Annotated in this window: 17 protein-coding genes; 10 read left to right on the top strand and 7 right to left on the bottom strand. The window is 62.9% G+C overall.

Translation table 11 applies throughout. From position 1 onward, the window contains the following. The first annotated feature begins 83 nt into the window (after positions 1–83). Positions 84–1427: an FAD-binding oxidoreductase gene (locus FHT87_RS18225; RefSeq protein ID WP_183803756.1), complete on the top strand. Its 1344-nt coding sequence runs from the start codon at positions 84–86 to the stop codon at positions 1425–1427. Positions 1428–1531: 104 nt separating this feature from the next. Here FHT87_RS18225 and FHT87_RS18220 read toward each other — a convergent pair whose 3' ends face one another. Beyond that, positions 1532–2338 carry a class I SAM-dependent methyltransferase gene (locus tag FHT87_RS18220; protein WP_183803754.1) on the bottom strand — a complete coding sequence of 269 codons (807 nt, stop codon included), beginning with the start codon at positions 2336–2338 and terminating at the stop codon, positions 1532–1534. 84 nt (positions 2339–2422) lie between these two features. Beyond that, on the bottom strand, positions 2423–3157 hold the full coding sequence (locus FHT87_RS18215; protein ID WP_183803752.1) for a carbonic anhydrase: 735 nt from the start codon (positions 3155–3157) through the stop codon (positions 2423–2425). Positions 3158–3406: 249 nt separating this feature from the next. Between FHT87_RS18215 and FHT87_RS18210 the strand changes: the two genes are divergently transcribed. Beyond that, on the top strand, positions 3407–4168 hold the full coding sequence (locus FHT87_RS18210) for a sulfite exporter TauE/SafE family protein (RefSeq protein ID WP_183736234.1): 762 nt from the start codon (positions 3407–3409) through the stop codon (positions 4166–4168). A 15-nt stretch (positions 4169–4183) separates the two neighbouring features. Here the strand turns inward: FHT87_RS18210 and FHT87_RS18205 are convergent, their stop codons facing one another. Together FHT87_RS18205 and FHT87_RS18200 are read right to left on the bottom strand one after the other, a co-directional pair. Beyond that, positions 4184–4993 carry a pirin family protein gene (locus FHT87_RS18205; protein WP_183803750.1) on the bottom strand — a complete coding sequence of 270 codons (810 nt, stop codon included), beginning with the start codon at positions 4991–4993 and terminating at the stop codon, positions 4184–4186. Between the two features lie 160 nt (positions 4994–5153). Continuing rightward, the gene (locus FHT87_RS18200; protein ID WP_183803747.1) at positions 5154–5711 is read right to left on the bottom strand and encodes a helix-turn-helix domain-containing protein; all 558 of its coding nucleotides are present in this window, start codon (positions 5709–5711) and stop codon (positions 5154–5156) included. A 303-nt stretch (positions 5712–6014) separates the two neighbouring features. On the opposite strand from FHT87_RS18200, the gene FHT87_RS18195 reads away from it, so the two are divergent. Then, positions 6015–6851 (top strand): hypothetical protein, encoded by an 837-nt coding sequence (locus FHT87_RS18195; protein ID WP_183803746.1) that lies wholly within the window; start codon positions 6015–6017, stop codon positions 6849–6851. Here FHT87_RS18195 and FHT87_RS18190 read toward each other — a convergent pair. Together FHT87_RS18190 and FHT87_RS18185 are read right to left on the bottom strand one after the other, a co-directional pair. Continuing rightward, positions 6848–7384 (bottom strand): AAA family ATPase, encoded by a 537-nt coding sequence (locus FHT87_RS18190; RefSeq protein ID WP_183803744.1) that lies wholly within the window; start codon positions 7382–7384, stop codon positions 6848–6850. The two genes, FHT87_RS18195 and FHT87_RS18190, sit on opposite strands and share 4 nt — an antisense overlap. A 27-nt stretch (positions 7385–7411) precedes the next feature. Next, positions 7412–7876: an Lrp/AsnC family transcriptional regulator gene (locus FHT87_RS18185; protein WP_183736237.1), complete on the bottom strand. Its 465-nt coding sequence runs from the start codon at positions 7874–7876 to the stop codon at positions 7412–7414. 100 nt (positions 7877–7976) lie between these two features. Between FHT87_RS18185 and FHT87_RS18180 the strand changes: the two genes are divergently transcribed. The 4 genes from FHT87_RS18180 to FHT87_RS18165 all read left to right on the top strand — a co-directional run bounded on the left by FHT87_RS18180 (position 7977) and on the right by FHT87_RS18165 (position 12665). Beyond that, positions 7977–9176: a diaminopropionate ammonia-lyase gene (locus tag FHT87_RS18180; RefSeq protein WP_183736238.1), complete on the top strand. Its 1200-nt coding sequence runs from the start codon at positions 7977–7979 to the stop codon at positions 9174–9176. Continuing rightward, positions 9173–10411: a Zn-dependent hydrolase gene (locus FHT87_RS18175; protein WP_183803742.1), complete on the top strand. Its 1239-nt coding sequence runs from the start codon at positions 9173–9175 to the stop codon at positions 10409–10411. Before FHT87_RS18180 ends, FHT87_RS18175 begins: the two co-directional genes overlap by 4 nt. Positions 10412–10414: 3 nt before the next feature. Then, on the top strand, positions 10415–11575 hold the full coding sequence (locus tag FHT87_RS18170) for a M20 aminoacylase family protein (RefSeq protein ID WP_183736240.1): 1161 nt from the start codon (positions 10415–10417) through the stop codon (positions 11573–11575). Between the two features lie 109 nt (positions 11576–11684). Beyond that, positions 11685–12665 (top strand): SDR family oxidoreductase, encoded by a 981-nt coding sequence (locus tag FHT87_RS18165; RefSeq protein WP_183736241.1) that lies wholly within the window; start codon positions 11685–11687, stop codon positions 12663–12665. Positions 12666–12713: 48 nt separating this feature from the next. On the opposite strand, the gene FHT87_RS18160 is transcribed toward FHT87_RS18165, so the two are convergent. Continuing rightward, positions 12714–13586, bottom strand: coding sequence for a LysR family transcriptional regulator (locus tag FHT87_RS18160; RefSeq protein ID WP_183736242.1), 873 nt, complete (start codon positions 13584–13586; stop codon positions 12714–12716). 101 nt (positions 13587–13687) lie between these two features. Between FHT87_RS18160 and FHT87_RS18155 the strand changes: the two genes are divergently transcribed. The 3 genes from FHT87_RS18155 to FHT87_RS18145 all read left to right on the top strand — a co-directional run bounded on the left by FHT87_RS18155 (position 13688) and on the right by FHT87_RS18145 (position 16559). Next, positions 13688–13897 carry a DUF1127 domain-containing protein gene (locus FHT87_RS18155; RefSeq protein ID WP_183736243.1) on the top strand — a complete coding sequence of 70 codons (210 nt, stop codon included), beginning with the start codon at positions 13688–13690 and terminating at the stop codon, positions 13895–13897. 95 nt (positions 13898–13992) lie between these two features. Next, a complete protein-coding gene (locus FHT87_RS18150; protein ID WP_183736244.1) occupies positions 13993–14466 on the top strand; it encodes a VOC family protein in 474 nt (157 codons plus the stop codon). Between the two features lie 224 nt (positions 14467–14690). Continuing rightward, complete coding sequence (locus FHT87_RS18145; protein ID WP_183803739.1) at positions 14691–16559, top strand: ABC transporter ATP-binding protein; 1869 nt, start codon at positions 14691–14693, stop codon at positions 16557–16559. Position 16560: the final 1 nt, after the last annotated feature.

The following is a 16560-nucleotide window of genomic DNA, read 5'->3' as shown; positions in this document are numbered from 1 at the left end:
CCACTCGCTCACATCGCCTTGAATTGCCGGCCTGGAGCCTCTAGCAATCGTCAGTCCATCGATCAGCCTTCAGGATTCACAGCTTGCCCACCTTCCCCTTCTCCGTCGCCGACCCCATCCGGCATCATGGCCCGCTTCCGAAAACCTCCAACGTCGTGATCATCGGCGGCGGCGTGATCGGTGTGACGACGGCGCTGTTTCTGGCCAAGCGCAGGATCTCCGTGACGCTCATCGAGAAGGGACGCATTGCCGCCGAACAGTCCTCGCGCAACTGGGGCTGGATCCGCAAGCAGGGCCGCGATGGCGACGAACTGCCCATCGTCATCGAGGCCTGCCGCCTCTGGAAAGAGCTGGCGGAAGAATGCGGTGAGGATATCGGCCTTACCAAGACCGGCGTCACCTATCTCGCCAACTCCGACAAGCAGATGGCCGGCTTCGAAACCTTCATGAAGCTCGCGAGCGCCTATGATCTCGACACCCGCCTGCTCGACAGTGGGCAAACGGCAGCCCTCTTCAAGGGCATGTCCCGCAAATTTACCGGCGCCATGACGACGCCGTCGGATATGCGCGCCGAGCCATGGCTCGCAGTCCCCGCCCTTGCCCGGCTCGCCGCCCGGCTGGGCGTCACGATCGTCGAAAACTGCGCGGCGCGAACCCTCGATATCTCCGCCGGTCAAGTGAGCGGTGTGTGGACCGAAGCCGGCCGCATCGAGACTTCGACCGTGCTGGTCGCAGGCGGCGCCTGGTCGTCTCTTTTCCTGAAGCGGCACGGCATCTCCATCCCGCAGCTTGCCGTGCGCGCCACCGTCGCCGCGACCGAACCCATGCCTGAAATTCACGCAGGTGCCGTGGCCGGAGCCGAGGTCGCCTTCCGCCGCAGGCAGGATGGCGGCTACACGCTGGCGCCCGGAAGCCATCGTCTCTATCTCGGGCCGGACGTATTCCGCCACGCGAAGAAATACCTGCCCGCCCTGATGGCCCACCCCTTCGGCACGCGCTATTCGCCTGCAGCGCCTGAAGCCTATCCCGACAGCTGGTCGACGCCGCGCAACTGGACGGCAGATGCCGAGAGCCCCTTCGAACGGATGCGGGTCCTCAACCCCGCTCCCGAAAAATCCAGCCTCGATGCCATCAGCCGCAATTTCCAGCGCCTTTTCCCGCAATTCGAAACCGTTCGCCTGAAGACGACCTGGGCCGGCATGATCGACGCCATGCCCGACATCGTGCCGATCGTCGATCGCGTGGAAACAATCCCCGGTCTCTTCGTCGCGACCGGCATGAGCGGCCACGGCTTCGGCATCGGCCCAGGCATCGGCCGCGTGGTCTCGGACCTGATCCAGGGAAATGCCACCGGCCACAATCTCAACCGCTTCCGCCTGTCGCGCTTCACCGATGGAAGCCGCATGCGGCCGGGTCCGGCGATCTAGGGCCGCATCTCCGGCATGGCGCCGGCGGCGTGGTGAAATGCAAGCCCAGCCAGTTCGGCAGGCCTGGCACCGAGTAACAGGCGCCGCCCAACGACGCTCCAGCCTTACTCCCGCTTGCCGATGAAAACCGACGTCGTCATATTCCTGGTGACGACACCGCCAAAATCGGCCCTTGCGAGATCTTCCAGCGCGTCCAGCAACGCCTCGCGCTTCTCCGTCTCCAATGCCACGACATTCGAATAGGTCGCATAGAGCCGCCGCACCGCGGGCGGATCGAGCGTCAGCGTCCACTCGAACATGACAGGCGGCTCGCCGTGGAATGAAGCCTCCTCAAAATCCCTGAGCCGGGCCTCGCTATCGAGCCCGTAAGGCGTCTGCGTCGTCCCTCCGCCGGACGGGCTTGGACGGTGCCCGGCAAAGAGATGCGCGCTCGCCTCGTGAAAGGGATCGGGCCTGCTGTTGTCGCCAAAGACGTTCCAGATCAGGGCGACAGAGCCACTATGGCGAAGCAAGGCATGGATACGCCGCAGCGCCGGAACGGCATCGAGCCAATGGAATGCCGTCGCACTGACCACAAGATCGTAGGACTGCGGAACCTCGTTCAGCTCTTCGAAAGGCTGCTCGATCACGTCGAGTTCGGGCCGACGCAACCGCGCACGCAGGAATTCCGCAAGCCGCGCATCCGGCTCGACAGCCAGAAGCCGTTGCGGGTTGTGCTCCAGAAGATGTTCGGTGGCGAGCCCCGTCCCCGCCCCGATCTCCAGTATCGAGATACCGGGTCGCAATCCGGCCCGCTGCCGCAAGATATCCCAAACCGCCGGCGGATAGGCTGGTCGGGCGGAGTGATAGTTTTCAGGACTAAGGCCAAAGGCTTCGCGGCCGAATGAACGGGCAAGGCTGTCACCGGACATGGCGATCTCCGCGCTGATCGGGATAGAGCAATTCCAGACCTACCCCCAATCGCCACGCTCAACAAGCATCCCGCAAGGGCGCTCCTAACCGAGCAGCGAAACCACCCCGCTGGCGATATCGTAGCGCGCGGCGAGGACCCTGAGTTTCCCCTCCTTGACAGCCCCCGCGATGACGGTCGAACTCCGGCTGATCAGCGTCGCCTGCATCTTGGCGTTGGCATCGATCGCCGCATCGAGGTTGTCGCCAGCGGCATTCACCGCTGGCCAGATCGGCGCATAGAGGGCGCCGATCTGGCCAGGCACGGCTTTGCCCTCGATCGTCGCCTTCACCGCACCGCAATTGCTGTGGCCGAGCACCATCAGAAGCCGCGTGCCGAGAACGGCAACACCATATTCAAGGCTGGCGATAATCTCCGGCGTCGCGATATTTCCGGCGACGCGCACGACGAAGAGCTGACCGATGCTCTGGTCGAAGACGAACTCCACCGGCACCCGTGAATCGGCGCAGGAGAGCACCGCCGCGAAGGGCTCCTGCTTTTCCGCCGTCTTCGCCTTGAGGATCGAAAGGTCCTCGTTGAGGGACTGCAGACGCCCGTCGATGAAGCGCCGGTTTCCATCCATCATCGCCTTCAGCACGTCATCGGGCGCCAATGTGCTCTGCGCCGATGCCGGCCCGGCCGATGAGATAACAGCCCCGGCCGCAATTGCAGCGCTTCCCAACGCAGCGTACAGGAAACGCCGGCGCCCCTGGTCATCAGGAACATCGGGACAGCCGCCGCAGCCGCAAGCCACGCTGTGGTGTTGTATAAAACCATGCATTTTTCCCTCCCAAGACCGACGATACTGAAACCCGAGCCCCGCTTACGCATGGCAACGCAAGCGCCTGCCTTGCGCAAGTCACCCAAACGGGTGACATGCGAACCAGTCCCTCGGCGAATCTGCCTTGCCTTTGCCCCGTCACCTCCCGGAATATTTCGCAACGCGAACGCCTTGAGGCCATCGATGGCTTGTCCTCGCGATGCCTCCTGATGCATCGAAAGATACATTGGGGAGACGGGAGGCAAGCCGATGACACCAGGGATCATATTGTTGCTGCTTGCCGCCGGCATGGCGGGCGGCGTGATCAATGCGCTTGCCGGCGGCGCCACGCTGCTCACTTTCCCCGCTATGCTTGCCGCCGGACTGCCGCCCGTCACCGCCAATGCCTCGAATGCGGTGGCGATCGTGCCGGGCCACCTGCTCGCCGTTCTCGCCGACCGCCGCAAGGTGCTGCCGCTGGATGCTAAACTTTGGTCGTCCGTCCTCGTCTGCCTGATCGGCGGCGGCATCGGCGCGCTGCTGCTGCTCGCCTTGCCCGAGCGGCTCTTCGTTCTCCCCGTTCCGGCCTTGATCGGCATTGCCACCCTGCTCTTCCTCTTTTCGCCCCGCATCGCCGCCTGGGCGGAGGCAAGGCGGGGCGATGCCGAGCCCTCGCACGGTCTCGGCCTTTCCGTCCTCAGCCTCTCGTCTATCTATGGCGGCTTCTTCGGCGCCGGCCTCGGCGTCATCCTGACGGCGGTTCTCTCAATTGCCGATCCCGACGATATCCGTCGCGTGAAGGCGCTGAAGAACCTGCTCGCCACCTCGGTCAGCATGGCAGCCGTTATTATCTTCATCGCCCAGCGCGCCGTCCGCTGGCCCGAAACGTTGACGATGCTGTCAGGCGCCCTGGTGGGCGGTTATCTCGGCGGCTATCTCGTGCGCGTGCTGCCGGCCACGATCGTCCGCTGGTTCGTCATCCTCACCGGCGCCGTCATGACTGTTGTCTACGCCGTCAAATACTGGAGCTGAGGCCCACGCCTATCTTCAACTCCGCAGCCACAGCCGCTTCAACGCTTGCCACCGTTTCACAAGACGGATCACGACAGGCGGCGGGATTTTCCTGTTGTCGGCCACCGTCCCCTTTCTCGTAACAGGCGATCGGGGATCGAGCAGGAAGGCCACCATCAGGCAGACGCTCGTCGCCTCTGCCGTCAACACTTCATCCGACAGCAGCAGCCCTTGCTCGCCTTCCCCAAACGCCTGCCCGCCGGCGAGGACTGCACCGCTGAACACATAGAAATAGAGCTCGCGGCCGGGTTTATGCGGGAAGTCCACCCGCATGCCGGGTTCCAGCCGGACATCGAAGACGTCGATCTGGTTGCGAACGAAGAAAGGCGCATCGCCCCCCGCCGGCCCGACGAGATGCCGCCATCGATTGGGCGCGCTGTCAGGCATCGCCCCATGCTGGATGCCAGGTTCGAGATCGATCGCATCGGGCCGCACGAGGATCTGCAGCATGCGCAGCGGCGGATCGGACGCCAGCGTCTCCTCGGAGTGCCAGAAGCCACGCCCGGCATTCATCACCATCAGATGCCCGCTGTCGCAAACCAACCGGCCGTGGGCTCTATCTTCGTGGCGCATCACACCATCAGGCACCCAGGAGATGATCTCGTCATTGCAGTGCTCGTGCATGGCAATCAGCCGGCCCGGATGCAGGATGGATTCGACCACCATCGCCAGCGGCCCATGCCCATGATCGGTTGGCTTCGGCTTCACCCATCCCGGCATATTGATATGCGCGATGAACCCTCCCATGTCGCGCACAACGAAGGTTCGTTCCCCCTTGAGCAGCATCGCGTCCTCCTTGCCTGCAAGCAGTGACGATACCGGCTCATTAGCGCCCTGATACGGTTTGAGGTCAATAAAGCAGGTCGTTGCCGCGCCACGCCCCCGCCGTTACCGACGCCGGCCTGGCCCAAGCTTTGACAGCAATTCCGCAAAAGCAAGGCCACCCTCACCTCGCAGGCTGCGCATCCGGTGCCTCACCCGAGGCGGCAATGATGTCGTCGAGCGCCTGACGACGGGCCTCGGCATGGGACAGTCGCCAGCGAACCGTGTCATCCGCGCCATCCCCTTCCTTGACGTCGATATCCACCGGGCTCACCGGCTCGCCGGTCTTCTGATCGATGAAGCCCCAGCGTATCTCTGCGCCCGTCCTGCGATTGACGAAACTCATGGGCGGTCCCGAAGCGCCTGACAGGCCGAGGCTGTCGCCGATCTGGGAAAGCACCGGCATGAGAGGGGCGATCTGCCAGCCTTTCCGGGTCAGGAGATATTCGAACCTTTCCGGGTTCACCTGATAGCGCCGCCGCTCGATAAGGCCATTGGCTTCCAGATGCTTCAGCCGGTCGCTGAGCGTCGCATTGGTCACGCCGGATGACCGGCGAAAATCCTCATAGCGGCTGAGGCCGCACACGAGATCGCGTAAGATAAGCAAGCCCCATCGATCCCCGATCGCCGCCATGACGCCGGCAATCGAGCAGACCATTCCATCAAACCCCTTAGAACGCATCGAACCCTTTCCCGGCATCCGCAAAATGACCGAAGGCCTCTCATCATGAGAGCCACATTAATCTGGTGGAATGGCCGATTCAAGAAAGCCCGGAAAATACCCCTGAAGCCGCCTGGCCTGCGACAAAGCAGACCGACAAATCGCTTGCTCGCATATTCACTCTTATAATAAGAGTTATGTCTATCACCGGAGGATGACACTGCGCCGGCTGACCGCAGCCACGGGGGCCTTTGAAGCCCGTGCGGATCAGGCGCTGACCACTGCAACACAGTACCGATTTCGCCAAAACGGGAGGATCTCACCTTGGCGTCGAACAACACTGCGATTTTCACCAGTCCGACACTCGCATTCGCCGGCACCGCCGTTGCCACAGGCCTCTGGTTCGCCGCCCTTGTCGCAATCCCGGAGCTTCAGCGCTCGGACCTGTCCATCATCGTCGCGCGCATCGCCGTGCATCTCATCGTGCTCGGCGGCACCTGGGCAGGATTGTCGCGCACTTCGCTCACCGCCTCTGAGCGCATATGGACCTGGCTGGCGATCGCAATTCCCCTTACCCTCTGGCATGGGGCAGCCTGGGTGATCGTCGCCGAAGGCCTTCTCCTGCCCGGCGCAGTCTCGATCCCGTTGCTGCCGCTGATGATCGTCGTGCCGACCGCCCTCGTCATCACCGTCCTGTCGCGTTCGGACCGGATCGGCACGCTGCTCGATGCCATGCCCGCCAACTGGTTGATCGGCCTTCAGGCCTACAGAGTGATCGGCGGCGTCTTTTTCGCCAACTGGCTGGCCGGCACCACGCCCGGCATCTTCGCCCTGCCCGCCGGCACGGGTGACGTGATCACCGGACTGATGGCCCTGCCAACAGCCATCGTGCTCGCAAGCGGCCGGCCGGGCAGCACCAAAGCGGCTCTGTTCTGGAACCTCTTCGGCATAACCGATCTGGTCGTGGCGGTCACGCTCGGCGCCCTCACCACGCCCGGCCCCCTGCAACAGCTTGCTCTCGATCATCCCAATCTGACGACCGGCACCTACCCGACCGCCATCATTCCGGCCTTCACCGTACCCACCTCGCTCGTCCTGCACGCCCTGTCGCTGCGTCAATTGCTGAGACGCACGCGTCCCGTGGCGAGAGCTGCTGCCTAAAGCCTCGCGTCAAAAATCCCGTCGCCGACTTGAGCTGGCCCCAGTTTCGAGATCAATTCGGCGACGGCTTGATCCACACTCAGCACCGCACTGTCGATAACTATGGGTCTCTGCCCCCAATCGTCATAATCGCGCGTGATAACCTTCTCCCAGCTCGGATCTATCAGCCCTGGAATATCGCTTGCCCGCGTCTCGACCCGCCGGCGATGCTCAACCTTGTCCGAACAGACGATTTCGATCTCGACGGCCCGTACACCCGCCCGGACAGCGACCGAGAGCCAGGCATCACGTGTTATCGTCAGGCCGTTTACAGAGTCCGCAACGACGGTATTGCCGAGCGTCAGATTGTCTTCGGCAAGAGCATATCCAACCATATATCCCGCCGGCCCGACCTCCGATCTCAACATGCCCGAAGCCCGTATGGTCTGTTCGATCGTATCGATGCGCAGATGAACGGCCCCAAGCCGCTTCGCCAAAGCCCGCGCAATCGTCGTCTTCCCACTGCCCGGCAAACCGCCGAAAATGATCAGCATGAACAGGCACCTCCCTTGAAATCACGCTTAGATCGGAACGCTGAGCCCAACCTTGATCCGGTCCATGGCAACGAATGTCCGAAACCGCTTCACATTATTGTTGCCGAAGAACAGGCGCCGCGTCAGCGCTTCGTAATCGGCCATCGAAGACACGATGATGACGAGCATGAAATCGGCCTCGCCCGTGACGTAATAGCATTGCTGGATTTCCGGCGCGGCAGCGAATTCACGCTTGGCCTGCTCGATCTGCTCGGCGGTTTCGCTGATGACCTCCACCTCGACGAAAATGGTGATCGCCTGGCCAACGGCGGCGGGATCGACGACGGCGACATTGGCGCGGATGACACCCTCTTCCGTCATGCGCTTGATACGCCGCTGCACCGCCGGGGCCGAGAGATTGACCGCCTCGCCGATCGTGCGCTGCGGCGTGGTATTGTCACGCTGCAATATGTCGAGAATCTTGCGGTCGAAGGCATCGAGTTGTGCCGCCATGCGGACTCCACGAAACAAAATTGCAAAACAGGCATCAAATATCAGCGCCTTTTTCGTGTCTGCTGCAATATGTTTCAGCCGGACAGCAAGTGAGGCCACAATGTTTATCCTCAACGGCAATGCAGACTACCGACGCCCGCTCGTAACGGGCGATGCGGAAACGCTTAGCCTGGCTGCCGCAGAAGGCGTGGAGCGTCACCTGCGCTATCGCGACCAGCATGCCGAAACGCCGCTGATCTCCCTTCCCGGCCTGGCCGCTGAATCAGGTGTCGCCGCCATCCATGTGAAGGATGAGGGCCAGCGCCTCGGCCTCGGCAGCTTCAAGGCGCTGGGTGGCGCCTATGCCGTCATCCGCCTGGTTCTCGAAGAGGCCGAGGCAAGGCTCGGGCGGCCGGTCGATATAGCCGAGCTGCACTCGCCTGACGCCAGGATGATCGCCGAAACCATGTGTTTTGCCTGCGCCACCGATGGCAATCACGGCCGTTCGGTCGCGCAAGGGGCCGGGCTCGTCAGCGCGCGCGCGGCGATCTTCGTGCATGCAGGCGTCAGCGACGAGCGCGTCGCGGCAATCGCCCGCTTCGGCGCCGAGATGATCCGCGTGACGGGAAGCTACGACGACTCCGTGAGGGAGGCCGCGCGCGTGGCGAAAGAGCGCGGCTGGATCATCGTCTCCGACACGTCCTGGCCGGGTTACGAGCGCATCCCCGGCCTCGTCATGCAGGGTTATACGGCGTTGGTGCGCGAAGCGCTGAGGCAGCTGCCGGCCCCGCCGACGCATGTCTTCATCCAGTCCGGTGTGGGCGGCATCGCTGCCGCCGTTGCCGGGCATCTGGCGATCACGCTTGGCGAGCAGCGGCCGGTATTCACAGTCGTCGATCCCGCCCGCGCCGCCTGCCTGTTTGCGACCGCCCGCGCCGGCCATCCGGTCACCGTGCCGCATGGCGAGCCGACCGTCATGGCGATGCTCGAATGTTACGAGCCGTCGCTGGTCGCCTGGCGCATTCTCTCGCGTGTCGCCGATGCCTTCATGACCGTCGATGAGGAGGATGCCGTTGCCGTCATGAGGCACCTTGCCAACCCCGTCACTGGCGACACCGCCATTATATCAGGCGAAAGCGGCGGCGTTGGCCTTGCCGGTTTTCTGAAGGCGGTCGCCGACCCCGAGATAATGGCAGCCCTTTCCATCGGCCCGAATTCCCGCATCTTCGTCGTCAACACCGAGGGCGCCACCGACCCCGGCAAATACCGAGAGATTGTCGGGCTCTCGCCTGACGAGGTACTGTCGCGAGGTGCAGCATGAACAATCTTTCCATAAACAACGCCCGGCTGCTCGGCCGGCTCCGTGAACTCGGCACCATCGGTCGCCATGCCGACGGCCGCCTCATTCGCCTTGCCGCATCCGATACCGACAAGGAAGGCCGCGACCGGCTCGCCGCCTGGATCGAGGACGCCGGTCTCGAACTCGCCATCGACAGGATCGGCAATATGTTCGGCATCTGGGCGCCCGATGGCACGGCAGGCCGCGCGCCGCTCATGCTCGGCTCGCATATCGATACCGTCATCGATGCCGGCATCTACGACGGCTGTTACGGCGTACTGTCAGGCCTCGAAGTCATCGAGACCCTGAAACAAGCGGGCTTCGTGCCCGCCCGTCCCATCGTCGTTGCCGCCTTCACCAATGAGGAAGGCGTGCGTTATGCGCCTGACATGATGGGCTCGCTCGTCTATGCTGGCGGGCTCGACATCGATGCAGCGCTCGCGACTGTTGGAACCGACGGATCACCGCTTGGTGACGAGCTCGATCGCATCGGCTATGCCGGCGACAAGGAACCGGGTTTCCTGACGCCGCATGCCTATATCGAGCTCCACATCGAGCAAGGCCCGGTGCTGGAGCGCGAGGGCATTCCCCTTGGCGCAGTCGAAAACCTCCAGGGCATTTCCTGGCAGAAAGTGACGATCGAGGGCGATGCCAATCACGCCGGCACGACGCCGATCTTCATGCGCCGCGATGCCGGCCATGCCGCCGCCCGCGTCATCACCTTCCTGCGCGAGCGCGCCAAGGCCTCGAACACACCGACGGTCGCGACCGTCGGCTGCATGGAATTCCAGCCGAACGCCATCAACGTCATCCCCTCGAAGGCGATCTTCACCGTCGACCTGCGCGATCCCGACGAGATCAGGCTCAAGCAGGAGGAAGCAGCCCTTGCCCGCTTCCTCGAAACGCTCGCTGCCGAAGAGGATGTGACAATCGCGGTAGAGCGGCTGGCCCGCTTCGAGCCCGTCACATTCGACGAGCGCATCGTCGCCGAGATCGAAACGGCCGCCAAAGCGCGCGCACTCCCGTGCCGGCGCATGACCTCGGGCGCCGGCCATGATGCCCAGATGATCGCCCGCATTGCTCCGTCAGCGATGATCTTCGTGCCAAGCCAGGGCGGCATCAGCCACAATCCCAGAGAATTCACCGCCGATGATGATATCGTCGCCGGCGCCAATATCCTGCTCGATGTGGCGAGCAGGTTGACGCAAGAGGAATAACCGATGGATCTCGATCAACTGATCTCCGACATGCGCGGCTGGCGCCGCCACCTGCACGCCCATCCGGAATTCGGCTTCGAGGAGAAGCAGACCTCTGCTTTCGTCGCCGCAAAACTGCGCGAATTCGGGCTCGACGATGTCACGGAAGGCGTGGGCGGCACCGGCGTCGTCGGCACGCTGAAACGCGGCAACGGCAACCGCTCGATTGCGTTGAGGGCCGACATGGATGCGCTGCGCATTCCCGAACAGGCGGACCGGCCCTATGCCTCGCGCAATCCCGGCGTCATGCATGCCTGCGGCCATGACGGCCACACCGCCATGCTGCTCGGCGCCGCCCGCATGCTCGCCGCAGACGGCGGCTTCGACGGGACGGTGCGCTTCATCTTCCAGCCCGCCGAGGAATGGGGCAAGGGTGCGCTTGCCATGATCGAAGACGGCATTTTCGAGCGCTTCCCCTTCGACGAGATCTACGGCCTTCACAATATGCCGGGCCTGCCAACAGGCCATTTCCAGACGCGTGCTGGCGCCTTCATGTCGGCGGAAGACAATTTCGAGATCGTGCTCAGGGGCACCGGCGGCCACGCCGCCCGCCCGCACGCCACGAACGAAGTGCTTGTCGCCGCCTGCGCGCTGGTCATGAACCTGCAGACCATCGTCGCCCGCCGTCTCGACCCCACCGATATCGGCGTCGTTTCCGTTACCGAACTCCTGACCGACGGCACCCGCAATGCGCTCCCCGGCCTCGCCCGCATCCTCGGCGATTGCAGAAGCTTCCACCCCGACGTCAGCGCCGAAATCGAAAAGCAGATGCGTGTTATCGTCGAGGGCACCGCGCTCACCTACAACGTCTTGACCGAGGTCAACTACACCAGGGAATTCGTACCCCTGTTGAACGATCCCACCCTGACCGAAGAAGCCTTCGTAGTCGCCCGCGACATCTTCGCACCCGAGAGCATCGAGATCCGCAAGGAACCGATGACGGCATCGGAGGATTTCGCCCGCTTCCTCGCTCTGAAGCCCGGCTGCTACGTCTTCCTCGGCAACGGCGAGGATTCCGCACCCCTCCACAATCCCACTTTCGATTTCAACGATGACGGATTGGTCCACGGCGCGAAGTTCCATGCAAGCATCGTGCGACGGAGGCTGCCGGTATCAGCAGGATGAACGCAAGAGTACGATTGTCGACGCCAGCCATTTTGCACGAGACGCCCCATTTCTTTCGCGCTATGAAGATTATCGATAATCCCGCCCCATCCGACACGGAGATCCCCACATGGCTCTGAACATCCTTTTCATCGGCGGCACCGGCCAGATTTCCTATCCCTGCGTCGAGCGCGCCGTCGCTCAAGGCCACCATGTCAGCGTCTTTAACCGAGGCTTGCGAGGCGATCCCCTGCCCGCAGGCGTCACCTCCATCGTCGGCGAGCTTGGATCGTCTGCCTATGCCGATCTCGCCAAGGCCAATTACGATGTCGTCGCCCAGTTCATCGCCTTCACGCCCGATCAGATTGCCCGCGACATCGAGATCTTCTCGGGCCATTGCGGCCAGTACATCTTCATCTCCTCAGCCTCGGTCTATGAAAAGCCGGCGCGCCATTACGTGATCACCGAGGAGACGCCGGCAATCAATCCCTACTGGCCCTACAGCCAGGCCAAGATCGCCTGCGAGGAGTTGCTGAAGAAGGCCAACAATCTCGCCTGGACCATCGTTCGCCCCAGCCACACGGTTCGCACCGGCCTGCCGATCATGATGGGCGACAGCGATATCATGGCGCGGCGCATGCTGGACGGCGAGCCGACCATCGTCGCCGGCGACGGCCACACGCCCTGGACGCTGACCCGCTCGGTGGATTTCGCCGTGCCCTTCGTCGGCCTGTTCGGCAAGCAGGCGGCACTCGGCGACATCTTCCACATCACCAACGATCACGCCCATATCTGGGACCATATCCAACAGGCGATCGCCCGCCTGCTGGGCGTCGAAGCCAGGATCGTGCATGTGCCGACGGATACGCTCGTCAAGTACAATCCGGAATGGATCGGCCCGCTGACCGGCGACAAGGCCTGGACGGCGATTTTCGATAATTCCAAGGTCAAGCGTGTGGCCGGCGACTTCGCCTGCGCCCAAAGCCTGGACGAAATCCTCGAAGAGCCGATCATGCATCTGAAGCAGCGTTTCGCGAAGGGCCGTCCGCCGAAGGGCGATTTCGACGCCCTGATCGACCGCATCTGCGCCGAACAGAGTGCCCTCGGTTAACCGCCTTCCTTCAAGCCCGGCGCCCACCAACAGGCGCCGGACGTTCTATTAAGGCTCGAATGCGCGAAGGCACTTCATGACCTCGCGCAGTCCCCTCGTCAAATGTTTGTCGCGCCGGATGACCACGCCGAGTTGGCGCACGAGCGGCGGATGAACGGGTGAGGTCACGAACCGGCCTCGATCGCGCTTCAGGGCAAGTCCCGGGAGTATCGACCATCCGAGCCCCGCGGCAACCAGTTCCTTGATCGCCTCGACACTGCCGAACTCCATCGTCGGCTGGCTGCGCATGCCCGAGGCTTCGAACCATTCGTCGGTGGCGCGGCGCGTATTGCCGCCCTCATAGAGCATCATGACCTTGTCCCCGAAGAATTCCGGCGTCGGTCCACCCTCCGGCATCGTGCTGCCCTTCGGCGCCACGGCGACAAGCTCGTCCTCGTAAAAGGGCTCGATCTCAATGGAACGGCCCGAAGCCGGCAGCGTCACGACGGCGATATCGAGCGCGTTGGTTTCGAGATCGCGCACCATCTCGTCGGTATTGCCGACACGAACCACGATCTCCAGGCCCGGCATCCGCTTCTTGACGGCGGCAATCACCGGCGGCAGCAGATGGATCGAAGCCGTGCCGCCGCTGCCGATCCGCACGCGGCCCACCGCCCCCTCCCTATAGGGCGTCATCGCCTCCTCGGCCGCGAGACATTCGCCGAGAATGCGGCGCGCATGGGCCAGCAACTCGACGCCCGCCGCGGATGGCAGCGCCCGGCGGCCGATACGCTCGATCAGCCTTACACCCATCCGCTGTTCCAGCAGCTTCACCTGCAGGCTGACGGCAGGCTGCGTTAGCCCCGCCCTATCGGCTGCAGCCGTAAAACTGCCGAGATCGACGACGCTGACGAAAGCGGCGAGCTGGTCGAGGTTCAACATCAGAAGAATTCCTTATGGATTGCATAAAAACCATAAGCTTCCTTACGCGTATGTACCAGTCCATTTTCGAGGCACCCAAGACCAAAGCCGAGAGATGCCCGATGACATCAGATGTGGAAATACCGACGACAATGGATCGCGCCCCAAGCGGCGGCATTGTCAGGCGCTGCCTGATGAGCCTCAACCTCTATCTCAGCAAGCGCCGCGAGCGGCTGGTGCTCTCCGACCTGTCCGACGATCAGCTCCGCGATATCGGCATCAGCCCGGCGGAGGCGCGGACGGAGGTCAACAAATCGTGGTTCTGGGGATAGCAGCCACAATTTCTAAAATGCGCGCTTGGACTGGAGAAAACCGCTTTGTCCCTTATGTCACTGCCATCAGGGGAAGAACACCAAAGGACCACGCGATGCACAAGAACACGATCTGCGTCTGGTATGACAAGCACGCCGAAGAGGCCGCCCGCTTTTACGCCGGGATCTTTCCGGACAGCAAAGTCGGCGCCGTCCACCGTGCCCCCGGCGATTATCCCGCTGGCCAGCAGGGCGACGTGCTGGTGGTGGAGTTCACGGTTGCCGGCATCCCCTGCATCGGGCTGAACGGCGGCCCCTCGATCAAGCACAGCGAGGCTTTCTCGTTTCAGATCTCGACGGAAAACCAGGAAGAGACCGACCGCTACTGGAACGCAATCGTCGGCAATGGCGGCCAGGAAAGCGAGTGCGGCTGGTGCAAGGATAAATGGGGCATCTCCTGGCAGATCACCCCGCGCACCTTGATGGAAGCGATGCAGGCAGGCGGAGCCGAGGCAAAGCGCGCCTTCGACGCGATGATGACCATGCGCAAGATCGATGTCGCAGCCATCGAGGCAGCCCGCCGCGGCTGAAGCGACAGGTCCTGCAAATGGTAAGATCACGATGTTAGGGGCCACCGACTGGTGTGATTCCTCAAACAACAGCCCCGGCGTCGAGCTGATGCTTCGCCCTGTGATCACAGAGATTTCCAAAATTTCTAATTGAGATTGCAGCCGGAAGATGATTCCATGCCGCCCGCGTCGCCTTACACGCCCGCCCTCTTCCTGATGTTGCACCCAAGAGGCTCGAGTCGATTATGTCGATTTCAGATGCGATCTACCGTCCCTTCGAAACGCTGATCCGGCCGCTCGATATCCCCTACCGTCCGCTGCCGTCGAAAGGACCGGTGACGGTGCTCCTGCACTTCATCTCGATGTTTCGCGGTATCCTGATCACGCTCGCCCTTTGCACCATGGCGATCGAGGCCATGAATCTGACGATCGTCTGGAGCCTGTCGGTCATCGTCGATGGCGTCACGCAGCAGGGTGCCGCCGCTTTCCTGCACAATGACCGGCCGCTGCTGATCTTGCTCGGCGTAATGCTCTTCCCTGCAATCCCTATTGCCTCCTTCCTCGTGAATACGCTGAATTCGCATACGCTCGGCATCGGCATGCCGGCTGCCATTCAGTGGCAGGGCCACAGAGCGGTGGAGCGGCAGGATCTCGCCTTCTTCCACGATCTCTATGCTGGCCAGGTCGCCTCGCGCTTGCAGCAGGTGGCGTCCGCCGTCCAGCAGCAGATAATATCGGCCTTCCAGTCCATCCCGCGCTTCATCATGCAGATGGTCGGCTCCGTCATCCTTCTGAGCGCACTTTCCTGGCAGCTTGCGCTGCCGACCATCGTATGGATCACGCTCAACGTACTGCTCGCCGTCAGGCTGGCGCCTGTCTTCACCGAACGAGCACGCCGCTCCGCCAAGCGCCGCAGCCTGATTTCCGGCGCCATTACCGATCTCTACGCCAATATGCAGATGGTGAAACAATTCGCCGCCGAAGACAGCGAGGCTGGCACCATCCGCGGCATCATCGGCAAGGCGATCAAGGCCCAGCAAAGCGAACAGCGCATCTATCGGACCGCAGAGGTCATCGTCGTCGTCCTCAACGTCACGCACTGGCTGGCCATCCTGTCGATCGGCTTTACCGGGCTCGTTGACGGCTTCGTCACGATCGGCGAATTCACCGCCGCCGTTTATGTTCTCAACCGGCTATCCGGTCACACATTTACATTCCTGCAGATGGGCCAGCAGATTTTCCAGGCGATCGGCACGATCAAGGACGCCATGCCCGTCATGACGACACCGCCCACCATCATCGACCGGCTGGATGCGCAGGACCTTGTCGTCCCGAACGGCGAAATCCGCTTCGACAATGTCCATTTCGCCTACAAATCCGGCAAGCCCGTCATCGACAAGCTGTCGCTGACCGTCCGCCCCGGCGAAAAGGTCGGCCTCGTCGGCCTCTCGGGTGCCGGCAAGACGACGCTCGCCAACCTGTTGCTGCGTTTCTACGACATCAAGGACGGCGCGATCCTCATAGACGGCCAGGATATCCGCGCTGTGACCCAATCCAGCCTTCGCCGCGCCATCGGCGTCATCGCCCAGGATGTCGCGCTGCTGCACCGCTCGGTCGGCGATAACATCCGCTACGGCCGGCCGGAGGCCACACAGGAGGAGATCGAGGCTGTCGCGAAGATGGCAAGCGCAGACGCTTTCATCGCCGATCTCACCGACAGCGAAGGCCGCAAGGGCTACGAGGCCTATGTCGGTGATCGCGGCATCAAGCTCTCGGGCGGCCAGCGCCAGCGCGTCGCGATCGCCCGCGTGCTCTTGAAGAACGCGCCGATCCTGGTGCTGGACGAAGCAACCTCGGCCCTCGACAGCGAATCCGAAGCTGCCATCCAGGAACGGCTTGATCTCGTGATGGAAGGCAAGACGGTCATCGCCATCGCCCACCGGCTCTCCACCATATCCAGCATGGACCGCATCGTCGTGCTCGACCGCGGCCGCATCATCGAGGAAGGCCGGCCGGAAGACCTGATCGAGAGCGACGGGCTGTTCGCGCGCCTGTGGCGGCGCCAGACGGGTGGCTTCATTCCGGAGGAGATTGACGAGGGTGCGTCGGGTTAGC

The sequence above is a fragment of the Rhizobium sp. BK316 genome (genome assembly GCF_014193695.1).
Lineage (GTDB): Bacteria > Pseudomonadota > Alphaproteobacteria > Rhizobiales > Rhizobiaceae > Rhizobium.
This window is presented reverse-complemented; position numbering and strand designations above follow the sequence as displayed.